The organism is Pseudomonas sp. MWU13-2862 (genome assembly GCF_023242495.1).
GTDB classification, from domain to species: domain Bacteria; phylum Pseudomonadota; class Gammaproteobacteria; order Pseudomonadales; family Pseudomonadaceae; genus Aquipseudomonas; species Aquipseudomonas gingeri_D.
Window position 1 is genome coordinate 17,743 of record NZ_JALMEZ010000005.1, and the last position, 20,445, is coordinate 38,187.

General features: G+C 60.8%; 15 protein-coding genes and 1 pseudogene. 5 read left to right on the forward strand and 11 right to left on the reverse strand.

Annotation, left to right across the window (positions count from 1 at the left end):
- Positions 1-80: 80 nt before the first annotated feature.
- Positions 81-1,298, forward strand: a pseudogene (locus tag M5C56_RS10370) (cation:dicarboxylase symporter family transporter); the annotation flags it as partial.
- A 12-nt stretch (positions 1,299-1,310) separates the two neighbouring features.
- Here the strand turns inward: M5C56_RS10370 and M5C56_RS10375 are convergent.
- From M5C56_RS10375 to xylA, 4 genes are all read right to left on the reverse strand, one after another.
- Positions 1,311-2,447 (reverse strand): sugar ABC transporter permease, encoded by a 1,137-nt coding sequence (locus M5C56_RS10375; protein WP_103495589.1) that lies wholly within the window; start codon positions 2,445-2,447, stop codon positions 1,311-1,313.
- Positions 2,448-4,004: a D-xylose ABC transporter ATP-binding protein gene (gene xylG, locus M5C56_RS10380; protein ID WP_103495590.1), complete on the reverse strand. Its 1,557-nt coding sequence runs from the start codon at positions 4,002-4,004 to the stop codon at positions 2,448-2,450. It lies immediately after the preceding gene.
- 32 nt (positions 4,005-4,036) lie between these two features.
- Positions 4,037-5,038, reverse strand: a complete 1,002-nt coding sequence (xylF, locus tag M5C56_RS10385) for a D-xylose ABC transporter substrate-binding protein (RefSeq protein WP_103495591.1) — start codon at positions 5,036-5,038, stop codon at positions 4,037-4,039.
- 141 nt (positions 5,039-5,179) lie between these two features.
- Entirely contained in the window at positions 5,180-6,496 is a 1,317-nt protein-coding gene (gene xylA / locus M5C56_RS10390) for a xylose isomerase (RefSeq protein WP_103495592.1), read from the reverse strand.
- A 153-nt stretch (positions 6,497-6,649) separates the two neighbouring features.
- Here xylA and M5C56_RS10395 point away from each other — a divergent pair, with 153 nt between their 5' ends.
- Positions 6,650-7,837: a XylR family transcriptional regulator gene (locus tag M5C56_RS10395; protein WP_103495593.1), complete on the forward strand. Its 1,188-nt coding sequence runs from the start codon at positions 6,650-6,652 to the stop codon at positions 7,835-7,837.
- A 9-nt stretch (positions 7,838-7,846) separates the two neighbouring features.
- On the opposite strand, the gene M5C56_RS10400 is transcribed toward M5C56_RS10395, so the two are convergent.
- The 7 genes from M5C56_RS10400 to M5C56_RS10430 all read right to left on the reverse strand — a co-directional run bounded on the left by M5C56_RS10400 (position 7,847) and on the right by M5C56_RS10430 (position 16,638).
- Positions 7,847-9,166: an outer membrane protein transport protein gene (locus M5C56_RS10400; RefSeq protein WP_103495594.1), complete on the reverse strand. Its 1,320-nt coding sequence runs from the start codon at positions 9,164-9,166 to the stop codon at positions 7,847-7,849.
- A 171-nt stretch (positions 9,167-9,337) separates the two neighbouring features.
- Entirely contained in the window at positions 9,338-11,239 is a 1,902-nt protein-coding gene (locus tag M5C56_RS10405; protein ID WP_103495595.1) for an acyl-CoA synthetase, read from the reverse strand.
- Entirely contained in the window at positions 11,239-12,195 is a 957-nt protein-coding gene (locus M5C56_RS10410) for a fumarylacetoacetate hydrolase family protein (RefSeq protein WP_103495596.1), read from the reverse strand. Before M5C56_RS10410 ends, M5C56_RS10405 begins: the two co-directional genes overlap by 1 nt.
- A 155-nt stretch (positions 12,196-12,350) precedes the next feature.
- On the reverse strand, positions 12,351-13,439 hold the full coding sequence (locus M5C56_RS10415) for a VOC family protein (protein ID WP_247263150.1): 1,089 nt from the start codon (positions 13,437-13,439) through the stop codon (positions 12,351-12,353).
- An 84-nt stretch (positions 13,440-13,523) separates the two neighbouring features.
- Positions 13,524-14,138: a TetR/AcrR family transcriptional regulator gene (locus M5C56_RS10420; RefSeq protein WP_103495598.1), complete on the reverse strand. Its 615-nt coding sequence runs from the start codon at positions 14,136-14,138 to the stop codon at positions 13,524-13,526.
- Between the two features lie 185 nt (positions 14,139-14,323).
- Positions 14,324-14,980, reverse strand: a complete 657-nt coding sequence (locus M5C56_RS10425; protein WP_103495599.1) for a TetR/AcrR family transcriptional regulator — start codon at positions 14,978-14,980, stop codon at positions 14,324-14,326.
- A 2-nt stretch (positions 14,981-14,982) separates the two neighbouring features.
- Complete coding sequence (locus M5C56_RS10430; RefSeq protein ID WP_103495600.1) at positions 14,983-16,638, reverse strand: bifunctional 3-(3-hydroxy-phenyl)propionate/3-hydroxycinnamic acid hydroxylase; 1,656 nt, start codon at positions 16,636-16,638, stop codon at positions 14,983-14,985.
- Positions 16,639-16,821: 183 nt separating this feature from the next.
- On the opposite strand from M5C56_RS10430, the gene M5C56_RS10435 reads away from it, so the two are divergent.
- From M5C56_RS10435 to M5C56_RS10445, 3 genes are all read left to right on the forward strand, one after another.
- A complete protein-coding gene (locus M5C56_RS10435; protein WP_103495601.1) occupies positions 16,822-18,513 on the forward strand; it encodes an AAA family ATPase in 1,692 nt (563 codons plus the stop codon).
- Positions 18,514-18,573: 60 nt separating this feature from the next.
- Complete coding sequence (locus M5C56_RS10440) at positions 18,574-18,789, forward strand: hypothetical protein (RefSeq protein WP_103495602.1); 216 nt, start codon at positions 18,574-18,576, stop codon at positions 18,787-18,789.
- Positions 18,790-19,011: 222 nt separating this feature from the next.
- Positions 19,012-20,421, forward strand: a complete 1,410-nt coding sequence (locus tag M5C56_RS10445; protein ID WP_247263149.1) for a TolC family protein — start codon at positions 19,012-19,014, stop codon at positions 20,419-20,421.
- The last annotated feature ends 24 nt before the right edge of the window (positions 20,422-20,445 follow it).

Sequence of the window (20,445 nt, forward strand, 5' to 3'; positions counted from 1 at the left end):
GAGCCGACAGCTGTCGGGGGAGGGCGCTGCCTCCCCTTTGAAAACAAGATCCTGCCACTGACATCACCTGTGAGACGGACATGCATAAACCTCGTATTCCTCTGGTCGTTCAGATCCTGATCGGCTTGCTCGTCGGCATTGCGGTCGGCGTAGTCCTCAACCATGCACCCGAAGCGCGCCCCTGGCTCACGGAAAACCTGCTGCAACCCGCCGGAGACCTGTTCATCAAGCTGATGAAAATGATCGTCATACCGATTGTGTTCTGTTGCATGGTGGTGGGCGTCGCCGGTCATGGTGATCGCAAGGCGCTCGGCCGGATGGGGGGCAAAACCCTCCTCTACTTCTTTGCCGTGACCACCACCGCGATCATTGTCGGGCTGGTGATCGGCAATCTGCTGCAGCCGGGAGCGGGCACGGATCTGCACAGCCTCAAGGCGGCAAACATCACCCTGCCTGCCGGCAATGGACATCAGGGCGCCGTGGCCCTGTTGTTGGGCATTGTCCCGGATAACATCGTGGACGCGATGGCCAAGGGCAACCTGCTGCCAGTGCTGTTCTTCGCGGTCATGTTCGGCCTGGGGCTTTCCGGCCTGTCCGATGAGCGTAAAGAGCCGGTGCTGGCGATTTTCAAAGGTCTGAGCGATGCCATGTTCCGGGTGACGTCGATGGTGATGGCTTATTCCCCCATCGGGGTATTCGGCATGATTGCGGTCACAGTCGCCAACTTCGGCTTCGCCTCCCTCCTGCCGTTGGCGAAGCTGATAGTGGTCACCTATATCGCCCTGGTGCTGTTTGCGGTGCTGGTGCTGGGCAGTATTGCGCGGATGGCGGGTATCTCGATTTTCGGCTTGATCCGGCACATCAAGGACGAACTGGTCCTGGCGTTTTCCAGTGCCAGCTCCGCGGCGGTGATGCCACAGCTGATGGTCAAACTGGAGAAGTTTGGCGTGCCACGCGAGGTGGTTTCCTTTGTCGTCCCGGTCGGCTACTCGTTCAACCTCGATGGGGCGTCTTTATTTCTCGGCATAGGGACGCTGTTTGTTGCCCAGCTCTATGGGATAGAACTGAGCCTGTCACAGCAAGCGGTGTTGGTGGTCACCATGGTCCTGACCTCCAAAGGCGCGGCGGGAGTGCCCGGATTCATGTTCGTGATTCTGTCCGCTACCCTGGCCAGCGCGGGATTGCCGCTGGAGGGCATTGCGTTTATCGCCGGTGTCTACCGAATCATGGACATGGGCACTACCACCCTGAATGTACTGGGGAACGCGTTGGCCCCGATGGTGATCGCGCGATGGGAGTCGGCTCTGCACTCAGCGTCGCCCGTTCCGGGTGCTCACATCCACCCATACGGCCAGCACCAGGATGCTGCCTTTGACAATCATCTGCCAGTAGCTGTCGACATCGAGCATGGACATGCCGTTGTCCAGGCTGGTGATGACCAGCGCGCCGAGGAGGGCGCCGTAAACGGTGCCCGAGCCACCGCGCATGGAGGTGCCGCCGATGAAGCAGGCGGCAATGGCGTCGAGTTCGCCCATGGTCCCGGCCGAGGGTGAGCCCGCGGCCAGGCGCGCGGTATTGACCACGCCGGCGAGGGCGCACATCAGGCCCATGATGCCGAAGATCCACAGCTTGACGGCCTGCACGTTGATGCCGGACAGGCGCGTGGCTTCCATATTGCTGCCCACCGAATAGATGCGTCGTCCGAACACGGTCTGGCTGGTGATGTAGCTGAACACCCCCAGCAGCATCAGCAGAAGCAGCACCGGCACCGGGATCCCGTCGTAGCTGTTCAGGGTATGGACGAACCCCGCCAGCACCGCGCCGATCAACACCACGCGCAAGACGTCACGCACCAGCGAGTGTGCCACCAGGCCATGGAGGGCCCGATTGCGGCGCTGTTTCCAGGTCAGGAAAAGTGTCAGGGCGAGCAGCAGTATGCCCAGGCCTGTCCCGACCGTGTGTGGCAAATAACCCTGGCCGACATAGACCAGCGACGGTGATACCGGGGCGATGGTGGTGCCGCCGGTAATCCCCAGCAGAATGCCGCGAAACGCCAGCATGCCGCCCAGGCCCACAATGAATGACGGGATGCGCAGGTAGGCGGTCATAAAGCCGTTTGCCAGGCCAATCATCCATCCGCACAGGGCGACAATGCCCAGGTTCGCCAACAGCGGTACGTGATAGATCACGTCGAGAATCGCCGCCAGGCCACCCAGCAGGCCAAGCAATGAGCCCACCGACAAGTCGATCTCGCCGCTGATGATCACCAGCACCATGCCGCAGGCGAGAATCCCGGTGATGGACATCTGCCGCAGCAGGTTGGAGAGGTTGCGCGGGGTCAGAAATCCGCCGTCGGTCTGCCAACTGAAAAATAGCCAGATAATCGCCACGGCGATCACCAGCGCGAGCATTTTGTAGCGGGTGAAGAGTTGTTTGAGCTGATTCATCTACGCGGTTTTCCGATCATTATTGTTATGGTCATCGGGAGAGCTGAGGGCGGCGGTGAGCAACTGTTCCTGGGTGAGTTCGTGGTTGATGAAGTCGCCGCGCAGCTGGCCTTCGCCGATCACCAGGACGCGATCGGAAACGCCCAGCACTTCGGCCAGCTCCGAGGACACCATGATGATCGACACGCCTTCGGCCGCCAGCGCGCCCATCAGCTTGTAGATTTCATACTTGGCGCCGACATCCACCCCGCGGGTGGGCTCATCGAGAATCAGCACGCGGGGGTTGGTCAGGAGCATCTTCGCCAGCACGGCTTTCTGCTGATTGCCGCCGGAGAGGCTGGTGATCGGCAGGAACGGGCTTGCGGTCTTGAGGTGCAGGCGCGAGATTTCCTTGTTGATGCTGCCCAGTTCGGCTTCGGCGTCGATACGGGTCATTCTCGAGTAGTTGCCCAGCACGGCCAGGGTGATGTTCTGGCCGACCCCCAGGTCCGGAATGATGCCCTGGCGCTTGCGGTCTTCAGGCACCATGCACAGGCCGGCGCGGATGGATTTGAGCGGCGTGCGGGTGTCGATCGGCCGGCCGTCCAGCCAGACTTCACCTTCATGGCGGCCGGGGTAGGCGCCGAACAGCGCCGACACCAGTTCCGTGCGACCGGCGCCGACCAGCCCGGCGATGCCGAGGATTTCCCCGCGTTTGAGGACAAACGAAATATCGTCGACCCGTTTGCGCCTGGGGTTGTCGACGTCGTAGCAGGTGATGTGGCGCGCCTCGAAAATCACCTCGCCGATCTCATGGGGTTCGGTGGGGTAGAGCGTGCTCATTTCCCGTCCGACCATCTGGGTGATGATCGTCGGGATGTCCAGGTTCGCCATGGCGGTCGTGGCGATGTGCTTGCCATCGCGAATTACCGAAATGGTGTCGCACACGGCGGCCACTTCATCCAGCTTGTGGGAGATATAGACGCACGCAACGCCCTTGGCCTTGAGGTCGCGAATGATATCCAGCAGCACCTCGATTTCCGAGCGGGTCAGGGCCGATGAAGGCTCATCGAGGATCAGCAGGCGCGCCTGCTTGTTCAGCGCCTTGGCGATTTCCACCAGTTGCTGGTAGCCACCGCCATACTGTGAAACCGGTAGCGAGACGTTCATGTCCGGCACCTTGAGCTCACGCATCAAGGCTTCGGCACGGTGGATCATCGCCGGGTAGTTCATGCGCCCGCCGGGCAGCGTCAGCTCGTGCCCCATAAAGATGTTTTCGGCCACCGACAGGTCGGGGACCAGGGTCAGCTCCTGGTGAATGATGACGATTCCGGCGGCTTCGGTGTCGCTGATGGACTGCGCCTTGAGCGGCTGCCCGTCCCAGAGAATTTCGCCTTCCCAGGTGCCATGGGGGTAGACCGCCGACAGGACTTTCATCAGCGTGGATTTGCCGGCGCCGTTCTCGCCGCACAGACCCACGCATTCCCCCGGCTTGACCTTGATATCGATGCCATTCAGGGCTTTGACACCGCCAAAGGATTTGACGATGCCATTCATTTGCAGCAGGTAGTCGGACATAGCGAGGTACTCACAGGGTACAGCTCGGTGGGTCACTGTCCGGCAATCTGCGCCTTGGTATAAAACCCGTCTTTTTCCAGCAGGTCGATATTGTCTTTGGTCAAGGGGATCGGAGTGAGCAGGATGGTGTCGACCTTCTTGTTGCCGTTGTCGGATTGCGAGCTGTAGCTGGGTTTCTCGTTACGTGCCAGTTGCACCGAGAGCTTGGCTGCTTGCGAGGCGATCAGTTTCAGCGGCTTGTAGACGGTCATGGTCTGGGTGCCATCGATCACCCGTTTCACCGCTGCCAGGTCTGCGTCCTGACCCGAGATCGGCACTTTCCCGGCCATCTGCTGCGCGGCCAGTGCCTGGATGGCACCCCCGGCGGTGGCGTCGTTGGAGGCGACGATGCCATCGATCTTGTTGTTGTTCCGGGTCAGGGCATTTTCAACAATGCTCAGGGCTTCGGTGGGGTTCCATTCCTTCACCCACTGTTGGCCGACAATCTTGATATCTCCCTTGTCGATGGCCGGTTGCAGCACTTTCATCTGGCCTTCGCGCAGGACCTTGGCGTTGTTGTCCGTGGGCGCGCCACCGAGCAGAAAGTAGTTGCCCTTGGGCGCCGCTTTCAGCACGCCGCTGGCCTGCATCTCGCCGACCTTTTCGTTATCGAAGGAGATATAGGCGTCTATATCGGCGTTGAGGATCAGTCGGTCATAGGACACCACCTTGATCCCGGCCTTCTTGGCTTCGGCGACGGCATTGGTCAGCACGGTGGCGTTGAACGGCACGATGACGATCACATCGACACCACGGGAAATGAGGTTTTCAATCTGCGAAATCTGCTTCTGCTCGTTGGCATCGGCCGACTGTACGAAGACCTTGGCGTCCATTTTTTCCGCCGCCGCGACGAAGTAATCACGGTCTCGCGACCAGCGTTCCAGACGCAGGTCATCGATGGAGAAACCGATCTTCGGGTGGGCGGCATCGGCCATAACCGGTAGCGAGAGCAGGGCCAGAGCGCTGGCGAGCAGAGTGCGTTTTAGTGCGTTCATGATGGTGCGTCCTTTTATTGTTGTTGGAAAGACACTGCCTGGCGATGAATAAGCTGCCGGTGGAACTGTAGAGCGTCGCAGGGCGCCGCGAGCATGGATTTGTCGTGAGAATGTCACCGCGACGCCGGGGTTCGCCCGTCCTCAGGGGTAGATGAAACGGTTCACCACGCCTTCGAGCATCTCCTGTCGACCGCTGACGGCCTGCGGATTCAACCCGTGGCTGAAGGCATGTTCGGCCAGTGATTCGAGGCTGAACTCACCCGCCAGCACCGCCTGGCCGAGTGGCTGCTGCCAGCCGGCGTAGCGTTGATCCTTGAATTGCTGGAGTCGGTCGTTCTGCACCATGGCCGCCGCGCGCTCCAGGGCCAGGGCGAGGATGTCCATTGCCGCGACGTGGCCGTGGAACAGATCGACCTCGTCCACGCTCTGGCGACGGACCTTGGAGTCGAAGTTGAACCCGCCATTAGTGAACCCGCCGGCCTTGAGGATTTCATAGGTGGCCAGGGTCATCTCCTCGACGCTGTTGGGGAACTGGTCGGTGTCCCAGCCGTTCTGCGGATCGCCGCGGTTGGCGTCGATGCTGCCGAAGATCCCCAATGAGACGGCCGTGGCGATCTCGTGATGGAAGCTGTGCCCGGCCAGGGTCGCGTGGTTGGCCTCGATATTGACCTTGATCTCGTTTTCCAGCCCGTACTGGTGCAGGAAGCCGAAGACCGTGGCGCTGTCGTAATCGTATTGGTGCTTGGTCGGCTCCTGGGGCTTGGGTTCGATCAGCAGGTCGCCTTTGAAGCCGATCTTGTGCTTGTGCTCGACCACCATGCGCATAAAGCGCCCCAATTGTTCACGTTCGCGTTTCAGGTCGGTATTGAGCAGGGTTTCGTAACCCTCGCGACCGCCCCACAGTACGTAGTTGGCCCCTTTGAGCCTTTGGGTGGCGTTCATGGCGCTGAAGACCTGGGCGGCGGCGCAGGCGAACACTTCCGGGTCGGGGTTGCTGGCAGCGCCCGCGGCAAAGCGCGGGTTGCTGAAGCAGTTGGCGGTGCCCCACAGCAGCTTGATCCCGGTTTGTTCCTGATGGCGCTCCAGATGATCGATCATCTGCGCGAAGTGATTGCGGTACTCCTTCAGCGAGTGGCCTTCCGGGGCGACATCGGTGTCGTGGAAGCTGTAGTAGTCGATGCCCAGTTTGGAGAAGAACTCGAAGGCCGCTTCGGCCTTGCCGATGGCCAGCTCCATCGGATCCCCGGCGTGCTGCCACGGGCGCTTGAAGGCGCCAGCACCGAACATGTCCGCCCCTGGCCAGACGAAGGTGTGCCAGTAGCAGGCCGCCATGCGCAGGTGCTCGCGCATGGGTTTGCCGAGGACCAGCTTGTCGGCGTCGTAGTGGCGGAAGGCTAAGGGTGAGTCGCTGCTGGGGCCTTCGTAGCGAATCTTGTCGACAACGGGGAAGAACGGCATTGGAATGTCCTTGTTGTTCTTGGCTGTACCCCGATACTAGCAACGGCCCGGTGGCTGAAAATTATGAAAATCACCAAGTCGCAGTGCGATTTTGAGTCTTGAGATTCGTCGTTTGCGCGCCTAGTCTGTGTTGACCGGTCCAGGATCAAAACAATGAAAACCGTCCCGCCCGTCCACCGTATTGCGCTGTTGTTCAACGGCAGCAAGATCTACGATCGAGGCATTATCAGTGGCATCGGCAACTACCTGAGCAGCACCCGTGCATCCTGGGACCTGTTCCTTGAGGAGGATTTTCTCTGTCGGTTGAAAGGGATCGAGCGCTGGCAGGGCGATGGGATCATTGCCGACTTCGACGACCCGCTGATCGGCGAGGCGCTGGCCGGGATCAAGTTGCCAGTGGTGGCGGTGGGCGGGTCCTATCAGGATGCGCGCGCCTATCCGAAGGGCATTCCCTATGTCGCCACCGACAATGACGCACTGATGAAATTGGCCTACGAGCACCTGATCGAGGCCGGGTTGACCCGCTTTGCCTGCTTCAGCCTGCCTGAAGCGCAAGCCAATCGCTGGGCGCAGGAGCGGGAAAAAGCCTTTCGCCGGCTGCTGAAACGCGATGGTTTGCCTGTCGAGGTCTATCGCGGCATGGGCACCAGCGCGCCGCTCTGGGACAGCGCCGTCGAACAGCAGATCGCCTGGTTGCAAAGCCTGCCCAAACCCATCGGCATCATCGCCGTCAGTGACGCCCGTGCCCGGCAGTTGCTGCAAGCCTGCCTGACCGCCGGGATCGCCGTGCCGGAGCAGGTGGCCTTGATCGGCATTGATAACGACCCGCTGACCCGCAGCCTGACCAGGGTGCCGCTGAGTTCAGTGGTCCAAGGCACCGAGACCATGGGCCGGACCGCCGCGCACCTGCTCCACCAGATGCTGCACGGCATGCCGTCCACGGGCACGCAGATACTGATCCCCCCGGATGCGATCAATGTGCAGGCCTCGAGTCTGCATCAACCGTTGGGCGATCCCTACGTCATGCAGGCGCTGCTCTTTATCCGCCAATACGCCTGCCAGGGCATCAAGACCGCGCAGGTGGCCGCGTACGTGGGCGTGTCGCGCTCATCGCTGGAGTCGCACTTTCGTACGGTGCGCGGCTGCAGCGTGCACGACGAGATCCTGCGCTTCAAACTGGCGGCGGCGGCCAATGGACTGGAACACACGGATTCGGCGATTGCCGATATCGCGCAGAATTGCGGCTTCAAATCGGCGCAATACCTGCACACGGTGTTCCGTCGAGAGTTCGGCTGTACGCCGCGGGAGTATCAGCAGGGCGTCAATGCAGCGATTCATTGAGTCAATAGATCAGTAACGATAGGTCAACTGCACTGACAATTCATTGGCACTGTTATCGTATTGGGCACTATAACTCGGTTGAAGGCCTGAGTTATTCGACTCTCTTACCGAGGCAGTGGAGTCCCAGATATAAGCATAAGCAACGTCTATCGTTATATCGGCATTCGGCGAAAAACCCGCGCCCAGGGTCAAGGTGCTGCGGTTGCCAACCGGGATTCGCACGCTGCGGTCCGCGTTTTGAACCGGGGAGGGGTCATAGGAGTAACCGGCGCGCAGCAACCACTGCGGGTCAAGTTGATAGGATGTACCGACCGCGCCAGCCCAGGTGTCGTGCCAGTTCAATGTCTCGCCGACACTGCCTAGACCGAAACTCTGCCCGGCCGCGGAAACACCGCTATTGATCGCCTCGAATTTCTCGAGACGGCTCCAGCGTGTCCAGACGGTGCTCAGGTATCCGCTCCAGCGATCATTGAAATGATGGGTAATGGAGGTGTCCAGTGATTCAGGCGTATCCAGGGCGATCGTGGCGTTATATTTTCCATTCAGGGGTAGAACGGCTGGGGCGTCGGAAACCTCGGTTTGTCCTTTGAGGTTGTAGCTGACCTTCGAATGATAAGTCACTCCCCAGCGGGTTGTGTCGTTCAAGTCGAACAGGACGCCAACGTTATAACCCACGGCCGTGTCATCGCCCTTGAGGGTGACCCGTGTCTCTTTGCCGTTGTTCAAGGCACCGGTGGCCAGGTTGTTCTGGAGCTTCGCCTCGAAGCGGTTCAGCGTCGGGCCGCCCCCCACAGATAGGTAATCATTGACCCGGTAGGCGAGAGTCGGTTGCAGGGTGATCGCCTGGGTCTTGCTATAGGCGCCAAAATAGCGACCTTGGAAGCTGCTCTCATAATTGTTGACCAGACCGAATGGAACATAGAGCCCCAGGCCGGCTGAAAAACCCTCGTCAAGAGGTGTTGAAAAATAGGCGAAGGGGACGGCGGACAAGGGGACGGAGTTACCCTTGCTCGTTCCTGTGGCATTGCTCTGGGAGTCGCTGATGCTGTCCTGGATCGCAAGGACCGAGACTCCACCGCTCAGTTCGCTGCGAGGCAACTGGGTCAGCCCCGCGGGATTCCCGTATATCGTGCTGGCGTCCAAGGCGGATGACGAGCGTCCCGCATAGGCGGTCCCTGCACTGCTGGTGCTTTGTTCATTGAGCGTAATGCCATTGGCCAGTGCCGTTGTTGATGCGCCGAGCAGGGCAACCGTGTAGCCCAGTTTTATCCAGTCAATAGCTGTTTGACGGGGGCTCAGACAAGGGGTTGCGCGACGTTTCTGATTCATGGTGTTCACCTCTTTATTGTTTTTGTTGATTGCAGTGGGCAAATGACGCGGGCAAGGCTTTGCCTTCCAGTGCACTTGCGGGAGGCAATGGGTTTAATGGCTGTTACTTGATAGTCCCTGGCAGGTTGATGTCAGGGGGTATTATTCAGGGGGGCTGAGATACACTCGTTATCAGTCAACCCAGTCAACTTGAAAGTTGTAACACCCCAGCAGAGGGGCAAGGGTTTTCTGGTGAACTCCGGATTGAATACGAACTAAAAGTCCTCGGTTACTTTCTTGTACGACGTCGACCGCAATGCCAGAGAGTCCAAGGTGTTCAATCTCCAGTTGTACCGTGCTGGCGATTTCCCGTTGCTGCAGGGCCGGTTTGAATATCTTGCCGACCGCAGTCAGGGGGAGCGTTTCGAGTATTTCAATGCGTTTGGGGATGGCTGCGCGTTCGCTGATGCTGAGATTGGCGAACGCCAGCAGCTCTTCGGCGCCGCAGAATTGGCCGGGCTTCAATTGGACATAGGCGACAGGTACTTCCCCTGAATAGGCATCAGGGCTGCCGATCGCGGCCACCAAGGCAACAGCAGGGTGGGCCTGCAACACCTCCTCGATTTGCTTGGGGTCGATATTGTGCCCGCCACGAATGATCAATTCCTTTTTGCGTCCGGTCAGCCAGAAATAGCCCTGTGCATCCTGGCGACCCAGATCGCCGGTATTGAGCCAGCGTCGGCCGTCGATATCGATCCACAGTCCCAGGTTGTGACCCTCTTCCAGATAACCGTCGAACAGATTGGGACCGCTGATCGTGATCAGCCCGGTTTCGTCGACATTGGCATCGCGCAGGTATTCCCCGGCCTCATTCAATAGCACCGCGCGCATGTCCTGATAAGCAAGGCGTATCCCGATGGAGCCGGTGCGTCGCTCGCCATGGGGCGGATTGACGGAAGAAACGCAGGCGCCCTCCGTGAGCCCATAGCCTTCAAGGATATGTACCCCGGTCTGCTCTTCGAACTCGCGCAACAAATCCACCGGCATGGGGGCGGCGCCACACAAGGCATAACGAAGGCTGGACAGATCATAGGCACGTGGATTGTTTCTTAGCAGGGCCGCGTAGACGGTGGGCACGCCGGAAAAGAAGTTGATGCCGAAGTGCTCGACCATTTCCCAGAAGTTTGGGATAACGCCAGGGTTCCGGTAGCCTTGGGCCGTGCCCAGGATGACATGGTCACCCTGGCTCCAGGGCATCAGTCCCGTGACCAGTTGTCCATTGACATGAAAGAGTGGCAGGCCGCAAAAGATCACCTGGCCACTCTGGCGAGGTTGTAAGTGCGCGGCCATGGCCCAGGCGTTGAATACTTCCGAGCCATGGGTGCGGGCGGCAATCTTGGGCAGCCCGGTGGTGCCGCCGGTACAGAAGTAAGAAGAATGCTCTTCAGGGCGGATGTGTCGGCCGCTCTTGAGGTGAGTTTCTGGCTGGGCTTCCATCAGCTCGCGCAGATCGTGGATCACGGTATTACCGTGAAAGGCCCGCTCCCTCTGCGCCAAGCTTCTGAGCATGTCGCGCTCAGGCTCGCTGACATAGGGTTCCAGGCTGACCCAGATGATATGCCTGATTCCGGGCAGATCGTTTAATTGATCAGCCAACTTGGCCCACAGATTGTTATCTGGGGTGGGTGCCAGTGTCACCACTACCGAGGCTTTGGCCGAGTTCAGCAAGCTGGCAATCTGCTTCGCCTCCTGCAATGGGTTGATTGCCATGACGATGCCCGCTGCCTCGGCGCCCCAGATAGTGAAATGGGTCTCCGGTAGATTGGGCAGGACGAAGGCGAGTACTTCTCCCGGCACGATGCCCAGGTCGTGGAAGGCATTCGCCGCGCGGGTTATTTGCGCGAAGAGTTGGGAATAATTCCATTCGAAGGTACGCGTGAAGTGAGTGGCGTCAGGGAAGAAGCTCAACGCCGGCGCTTGAGGATTGCATACGGCGGCACGGCGCAAGGCTTCATAGGTGCTGGCGGCCAGATTGCGCTCTGAAAGCGGGGTTTGTTCCAGGTGCTTGATGTCTACCAGGCTCTGCACGCTCATCAGACTTCTCCTACTACCTGATTGCGTTGTATGCCCAGATCGATCAAGCCGTCGGCGCTACGAATATGCGCCTCGACCTTGTCGCCTGGCTTGAGATACTGGGAGCGTTTCTCCTGGGCCTTGAGGAACAGTTTCCACTTGCTGGCTTCGGGTAGCAGGGCGGCGATGCGCTGCTTGCCGGGGGAGGGGATGCTCAAGGCGCAGCCGGCCGGCGTGCCGGTGGCAATCAGGTCTCCCGGGGCAAGATCTTGTACGGACGAAAGCTCGGTCAGGGTTTGCGCGGGGCCGTAGACCAGGTTGGCGGTGCTGTCGTTTTGACGCATCTGGCCGTTGACCGTCAGGCGCAATTGCAGGGCCTTCAGATAATGCATGTCCTCGGCCCCCAGCAGGCAGAGGTGGGGGCCGACCGGGCCAAAGGTACGGAAACTCTTGCCTTTGTAGAACTGCATCTGTGGAATCTGGATGTCACGAGCCGAGTAGTCGTTGACAATAACGACGCCGGCGATGAATTCATGCAGATTGTCGTCAGTGACAGAGACAGGGCCGGTGATCTCGCGTTTCATCACCAGGCCCAGCTCGATTTCGTAGTCCAGGAACTGGACATTGCGCGGCTTGATCAGGTCGCTGTCGGCCGCCACCAGGCAACTGGTCGCCTTGGTGAACATCATGTTGAAGTGCTTTGCGTCGGGGTTCATGCCCGATTCGATCATGTGCTGACGGTAGTTGGCACCCTGGCAAAGGAACTGCTGATTACGGGTCACCGGGGACAGCAACTTGACGTCGCTCTTGGCCAGTTCGATGCCTTTCAGTTGAAGCAAATCGTCGATGGTGTTCTGGCGGATGAACTCGCCGGTCGTGGCAAAGACTCCGGGAACCGGTGTAATAAGGTTCTGGCGTATGACGCCCCATTGGACGGTGTTTTGGTATTCGAAGCGGACAATATGGACAACGGACATTGAAGGCACTCCAGAAGCATTGTTTGCCCGACTTTTGCCAGGCTTAGTTGTTGTATTGGGCCCATGCAGGGCATGTTGTCGGCGTGCGGGCGGCCTGCACCAGGGCGTCGGCGCCACACGCAGCGCACTTGTCGGGTGGTACTGAACAGGCGGACTTATCCGAACAGGCGGGCCAGCGCCATAAGCTTGCGTAGCGTCAAGTCCGGGCTGCGTCGCAGATTGCGCATCAGCATCCGCAGATTGCCCAGTGTCAGCTTGGGTTTAGTGAACTGCTTGGGCATGCGTTGCCCCCATTGCGCCATGGCCTCGCGGCTGACCGGATGAATGCCGGTGGGCTGTGTGGCAGTGAAGAGGTCGCCGTCACAGTAGTGCTCGTGTTTGTCTGCCCATGGGTCCTGCCAGTAATCGAAGATCTGGCTCCCCAGAATGTGCCGGCCGATCCCCCACGAATGTTTCCAGCCTCGCTCCCGCAGGACCCGCTGTCCCATGCCCAGTGCATCGGCATCGACCACTTCATAGGCGCTGTGGCTGTAGGTCGCCGTGAATCCCTGGGCAATGGCGAGGGTATGGTGATCTGTTGGAATCTCACCGCGATCCAGGCGCATGAAGGTGACGATGGGGGAGCCATCCGGGAGAACCTGTATATCGCTGGGGATCAGCCCGAAATGCTGTGTATACCAGGCGCAGGTGGCTTGATAATCGGCGACTTCGATGACGACGTGACCCAGGCGCAATATTTCCGGGGGCGTTATTGGTGGGCGTTGAGCTCTGTTGATGCGTGGCTGCTTATCCGCCAGATTGAGCGAAAGAGCGGCCCTGTGCGGCAGTGGAACACTTGAGGACTGTCCGCAGATGGCTTCCACGATGAAGCCGGAGGGGTCGAGCAGCCGGACCTGTTTTCCGCCCCCCGGATGTTCGATCCGCTCGATAGCTGAAGCACCCTGGAGCTGGGTCAGGTGATCCAGATCGCCGAGACGGCCGACTTCCAGCCCGTAGCCCAGAAAGCGTGCTTGGGCCGCTCGATGAATACGGTAGCAGTAGGGGCTGGGGTCGGCAGCCCGGAGATAGAGCGTATCCGTGTCCCGGTGACTGACGCTCAGACCGAAGTCGCTCAGAAAGTGCGCCGCTTCATCAAGGTCCGGTCGTTCGAAGATAAGATGGGTGAGGCGTTGAGCTTTGACGCTCGGGGTGGGATGCCGGGCGGGTTGCAACGTGCTCAGTCGAGGTGCTGCGCTATCGTTCATTATTGTTCTCCGAACTTTTTTCGGGCAAAGCAGCGCCGAGCCCCATAAACAACAGGGGCGAAAACCACAGCGGTGGTGAAGGGGTTAGTCGAGCGCCGGGAGTGTGGGCAGTTCCTCGCTCGCCAGTCTCGCAGCCTCCTGTGCCGGCACGCCGAGCGCCCGGAGTACGAATTCCGCCGCGTCGGAACCCGCATCGCGCCAGGTTCTATGACCTTCCAGCACCAGGAACATCGCACCCAGTGCAGTGCTGGAGATCAGCGTAATGACCGAGAGCAGTTGGTCTTGTCGGAAGCTGTAGCAGCCACTGGCGTGCCCCTCCAACAGGTCCTTCGTGGCCTGACTGGCGAACATCTCGCGCAGCGCGGCGTTACTCATCGCGAATCGATGAATGAAAGTGCCCCACTGGGGCTCCTCATGGGTGCGTCGGATAAAGAAGCGGATGCCATTGGCCAGACGGTGGGCAGGCTGGGCGAGGGTCTCGAAACTCTTATTGACCCGTTCGTGCATTTCAGCGCTGAGATGGGCCGCAACCGCTTCGAACAGCTGCTCCATGCTTTTCACGTTGCTATAGATCGTCCCGCGAGCAACACCGGCCTCAGTTGCAAGATCGCTGATACTCACGTCAATGGCGCCGCGCTCGGCAAAAAGGCGAAGGGCGGCTTGATGGATGCGTCGCTGTACCGGATTCAGGGATTCCACGCTTTATCTCCAGGGTCGTCTTACAATCAATTGAACACGTGTGTTCAATTTCGGTCAATTGTTTTTTTGAGCTGGAGAGTGCGTTTTATCGGTTTATGTTCGTTAGCCAAGGGTTTTTCGGTGTTGTAGGCGTTTTTTCATCGAAATGCTTTGTGTGTTTTGAACATTGGTGTTCAGTTTTCTGGCTAGGTGTCCATGTTCACAACAGGCAGTGGCAAGCTGGCGATTTTCCTGGCTTTGGCTGGCGTGACGCCCAGCGCCTTGAGGACCATTTCGGCGACCCGCACATCGTGTTCCGCCACTGTACGACCCTCGACAACAGCGCGCATGGCCCCGGTGGTGCATGACAACACCAGGTCCAGGGCGATGCCTTCGTCTTCGAATGCAAAAGCACCCTCATGGCGACCTTGGCGCAGGTCGTCAAGTACATGGGTGGCCAGTCGCGAGCGCGTCGCCTCGCCGAAGTGGATGATGCGCAGCAGCGCGCTGGCCCACGGGTGGTCATCGCCGGCTCGGTTGATGAACATGCGCACGCCGACGCAAAGGCGCTCGGCACCGCTGTGCAATCCGCTGCTCAAGACGGAAATGGCATCGGAGAACTCGGTGGCCATGGCGATGCCCACGGCTTCGAGCACCTCGTCGCGAGTGCGGAAGTAGTTGTAGATGGTGCCATTGGAGACCTCCGCTTCCGCGGCGATCTCGAGCAGGGCGATCTCCCCCACCTCCTTGCGTGCGACCAGGCGTCGCGCTGCGTCGACCAGGCCGCGACGGGTGCGCTCACGTTTCTTGTGGCCTCGTGTGAGAGGCTGGGGCGCTGCGGGTGCTGGGGGGGAGGAGGGCATACTCAGGCTCGTAGTCGAGGGGGCTCGCTGATGGTAATGGAAACCCGTTCAACAATGCAGTCGTCGCTCGTTATCAGATCAATGCAGGCTTGAACCAGATGGCCCGCCTGCGCGCCGTCGGCATGGTGCATGACGAGGCGGTCGGGGCGTACCACCACCAGCGTGCCCTTGGCCGCCAGCGGCAGGATGTCATGGTTCAGATCCTCGATAAAGGCGCAATCACCCACCGGACGTTGACCGCACGGCCCGATATGCAAGAAGTTGCCGCCGGTTCGTTTCCAGGCCCCGACCTGCTCGGCGCAGAGCAGCGACAGCGGGTCGATGCCGAATCCGATCAGGGTCAGGTGGTCTCCGAGCGCATCGTCACTCAGGTGGATCTGCTGTTGGGCGTTGCGAACCCAGGCCTGGGGAAAGAGCCCTCCGCGAACCAGCTTGTCACCACGGCGATGAGGGGCGAACAGGCCTTTCCTGAAGATGTTTTTCGGTTTGATGTCCAGCTCTTCGAAGTACTTGCGGGTGGTCGGCATCAAGGCGAGCAGGCGCATCAGGCCATGAGTGAAGAAGGCCCCCAGCTTGCTTCTGGGCATGATCAGGCGTCCCATGAGCTTGGCCATGTCGATCATTGCCTTGGCATGGGGGCGGCGCTCCTCGTCATAGGAGTCCAATATCGAGGGCGAGGCTTGTCCGCGCAGGACCCAGGCGAGTTTCCAGGCCAGATTGGCGGTATCGCGAAGGCCGGCGACCAGGCCCTGTCCGACGAAGGGCGGCGTGATATGAGCGGCATCTCCTGCAAGAAAAACGCGCCCCTGGCTGAAGCGGTTGCAGCAGCGCGCGTGGAACCGATACACCGCCGTGCGCTCGATCTGCAGCTTTTGCGGATCGATCCAGGGGGCTATCAGTCGAGCGATGTTTTGCGGATTTTCCATTTCTTCGCGGGTTTCACCCGGTTGCAGCATGAACTCCCAACGCTCCCTTCCGCCGGGCGCCGGCATGTGTGGCGTGGGCCGCTTTGGATCGCAAAGGAACTCGATGTGATCGATCGCTGACCGGTGCCGATTGCCGGCATCGACAATCAGCCAGTCCTCGGCATAGGTCTGCCCTTCGAAATCCTGGCCGATCAGGGTTCTGACCCTGGAGCTCGCGCCATCGGCGCCTACCACGTACTGGGCGCGAACAGAGTGGACTTGGCCCTCCTGGTCCCGGACGGACGCAATGACGCAGCCTGGTGCATCGGTCAGGTGTTCGAGCTCGAAGCCACCCAGGCTGACCACCGACTCGAACCGCGAGACCTGTTCTCGCATCGCCCGCTCGAGGTCGGGCTGATAGAACGTCACCAGTTTGGGATGGCCATCAATGCTCCCGGTGGTATTGGCGCGACTGAAATCCCCGAGGGTCGTGGAGCGCATCCGCACTTCGGGGATCACGATCTTCTCGAAAGCGTCCTGGGCCAACCCGGCGAGTTGCAGGATGCGTAGCGCCTCGTTGTCCAGGGCGATGGCGCGAGGCATCAGCAGGATCTCATGGGCCTTGTCCAGGATCAGTGTCCTTACGCCGTAGCGTCCCAGCAGTGCCGCGAGTGTCGCGCCTACCGGGCCGTTGCCCACGATCAATACATCGACTGCGCTTGGCGGCAGCGTGCCGGCTTTCTTGTTATTCATACCGAGCCCTTGTTGTGGTTGTTTTTTTGGCAGTGAAACCGAGGGTTTCATCGTCAGGCAGCATGAGGTTATGAAAAAATGAGGTTTGTTTCAATATTGATTATTGTGTCATTATATCGAGGTCACTCTTTTTGCCAGCATGGAACGCATAACTGTCTTCATCTGAGCCTGTAGGAGTCGCCTGTGGTGCGTGCGCTGTGTCATCCGAATCCACTGCGGATCCGCTTTGTCGATTTTGAACTCGATGAGGCCAATGCTCGCCTGTCGTGCAATGGAGAGGCGGTGGCGCTGGCGCCGACGCCGTTCAACCTGTTGTGCGCGCTGGCGCGCGAGCCGGGGTCGCTTCTGAGCAAGGATGCGTTGCTTGACGCGGTCTGGGGACACCGCTTCGTCAGCGAGTCGGTGCTGAAAACCGCCATCAGCGATCTGCGCACGACACTGGGCGACTCTCCCCGAGCACCACGTTTTATCGAGACCGTGTCCCGGCGTGGCTATCGCTTTATTGCCACGCCGTCCCTGACGCCTTTGACGCCGACCAGCCTGGCGATGACACCGCAAGCCGTCACGCAAGCGCCGCTGTTTATCGGCCGTGGCGCTTCGCTTTCGCGCTTGCAACGGGCCTGGGTGCAGGCGCAAGGCGGCCAGCGCTCGATGTTCTGGCTCGCCGGCGCGCCGGGAATCGGCAAGACCCTGCTGATCGAGCATTTCATGGCGGGTCTCGACGGCGCCACCTGCGCGCGCGGCCATTGTGTGGAGCCCCTCGGTACTGGCGAGCCGTACCTGCCGGTGCTGGAAGCGATTGCCGGTTTGTGTCGCGTCGACCCGGCGCTGCCGGCACTCTTGCGGAGCGTGGCGCCCACCTGGCTGTTTCAACTGCCGTGGCTGAGTAGCGCCCAGGAGCGTGAGGCGTTGCGGCACGAGCTTGCCGGTGTCGGCCCGGAGCGCATGCTGCGGGAAATGGGCGAGTTGCTGGAGCGTTACACGGAGCAACGCCCCTTGTTGCTGGTCACCGAAGACCTGCATTGGGGCGACAGGGCCACCCTCCAACTGATCGACTACGTCGCCCGGCGACGCGGGCGCATGCGGTTGATGTGGGTGGCGAGCTTTCGCGTCGCCGAGGTGGTGGCGCTCGATCATCCGCTCAGTTCGTTGCGACACGAACTTCGTTTACAGCGCTTATGCGAAGAAGTGGTGCTCGATCCGTTTTCGGAGACCGAGATCGCCGATTATGTCGCTACGCGTTCGGTCTCACTGGCGAGCGATGAAGGGTTCGTGCGGGCGCTGCACGATCACACCGACGGCGTGCCACTGTTCGTCTCGTCGTTGCTCAATGAAGTGATGGACCGTGCGGACGATGACGCCACCGTCGAGGCCCGGCTGGCGAACCTCACGGTTCCCGAGAATCTGGCATCTATCATCGATCATGTGATCGCCAGGCTCGGTCGGGAAGAGCGTGATCTGCTCTCGGCGGCGGCGATATGTTCGGGGGATTTCCGGGTGGAAACGCTTTCGCTGGTCCTTGAGCGTGACCTCGCGTCGCTGGCTTACGCCTGTGAGGAGCTGGTTCGCGGGCAGGTGTGGCTGACACGGTCACGGACGGTCGATGGGGCAGAGGTGTCCGCGCAGGCCTACTCGTTCCGCCACGCGCTCCTGCGTCAGGTGCTGTACGAGCGCACGCCGCTTTCGCTGCGTATTCACCTGCATCGTCAGATCGGAGACGCCCTTGAGCGTGAGCGGTCGTTCGGCGTGCCGGTCGCCGCGTCAGACCTGGCGATGCACTTCGAACGGGCCAGTCGGCCGGTGATTGCGCTGTCGGATTTCGGCCCGGTCGCGACCATCAGTGCCCATGGCGACCGGATGCCGACCCTTTGCTGACAACTTGATCGGGGCATGGCTTTAGGCTGTTGCCGAACTTCTCCGATCCCGTGGTCTGCAATGGTCCTGAATCCTGAATCCAAGTATCCAAACCGCCGCACGTATGTGCTGAAGCTGCGTAGCGACGCCGCGCCGGGGGGCCTTGCCGGGCGCCTGGAAAATCTGGTGACCGGCCGCCAGTGCGAGTTCTCATCCGTCGAAGAGCTGTCGGCGTCGATTGCCGACGACCTTGCATCGATAGCCGGTGAGCGTGCCGCGGATGCCGCCGCCGAATGACCCCACCTACTCGATGGAACGCTCCATAGGGCGACCGAATCACGACGCTTGGCTGACAACTTGGCGTGCGGCCGACCCTATGCTGGCGTCACCTCGAATTCCTACGAGTCCAATCCGATGTCGCGACTTCAGCTCCTTCTTTCGTTGATCCACCCTGGCGGGCAGACGTCCCGCCCATCTGCCGATTGCCTGGGCGGCCTTGCCGCTGCGGTGACGCTTGCCATGTCTATCGCGCTGGCCCTGGCGGGCTGTTCCACGCCCATCGTCAAGCCTGCGGTGGACCTGCCGGGCAAGTTCGCCGCGACCGCGGCCTCGGGGATGGAGCCCGAAGTCGCATGGTGGGAGGCTTTCAAGGATCCGGTGCTGAGCGATCTGGTACGCCGCGCGATGCGCGATAACCGCGATATCAAGATCGCCTCCGAGCGCCTGTGCGCCGCGCGCGCTGGCGAAAGCATCAGCCGTTCCTGGTTGTTTCCGAGCGTCAGCGGGTCCGCCTCCGGTACCGACCGCAGTAGCGGGTACGACACGGCCACGAAGGCGGGCTATCCCGATACCAAAACCGCAAGCGTGGGGCTGGACGTTTCGTGGGAGCTGGACCTGAGCGGCCGTTTGCGGGCTGGCGCGAGTGCGGCCCAGGCCCAGGCGCTGGCCGCGGAACACAGCGTACGCGGTGTGCGCCTGCTGGTGATGAGCGATGTTGCCAGCAATTACTTCACGCTGGTCGGTGCGCAGCGTCAGGTCGACACCCTGCGGGCCATGTCGGCGATGCAGGACGAGACCTTGCGTCTGGTCACCGCACGCCAGCGCGTGGGGCTGGCAACCGTCTTCGACGTGGAGCGTGCCGAGGCTGACGCGGCCTCCGCGCGTGGGCAGATTCCGCCACTGGAAACCCTGGCGGCGGTGGCACGCCATCGCCTTGCGGTACTGATCGGTGACCAGGCCTTCAATGCCGCCGCCATCGTACCCTCGCGCGGCGATGTAGTGGTGCCTCAGCCGCAGCCCGGCCAGCCGGCCACGCTGCTGGAGCGCCGCCCCGACGTGCTGGAACTGATGGCGCAACTGGATGCGGCCAACGCTCGCCGTCAGCAGGCCGCCGCCGAATGGTTTCCGCGTCTGTTCCTTGGTGCTTCCTACGGTAGCCAGGGTCTGGAACTCAATGGTGTGGGGCTGGGCGCTGCCCGCTATACCAATGTGGCGGGCCTGCTGACGATGCCGCTCTTCAACGCCGGGCGCACGCGGGCCATCAATGAGGTTGCCGAGAGCGGCCAGCGTGAAGCGCTGCTGCGTACCGAGGACGGCATCGCCCGTGCGCTCGAAGACGTGGAGAACTCGCTGGTCGGCCTTTCCCAGGAGCGTCGTCGTTCGGCGTCGTTGCAATCGGCTGTGGTGGCCGCGGATTCCGCGCTGGGCCGGGCTCAATCGCTCTACGACCGGGGGCAGATCGACCTGTTGCCGCTGCTGGATGCGCACCGTGTGCGCCTGACGATGCGTCTGAACGCCAACGACAGCAACACTCGTCTGCTGCTCGACAGCGTACAGCTCTACAAGGCGCTGGGCGGCGGCTGGCAGGTTTTCGAGTCCGTGCCTCCCGCCGGCACCGCCACTGCCGGCGCCGTGCGTCCACTTTCCTGAATCCCGTCGCTTACAACGAGGAAC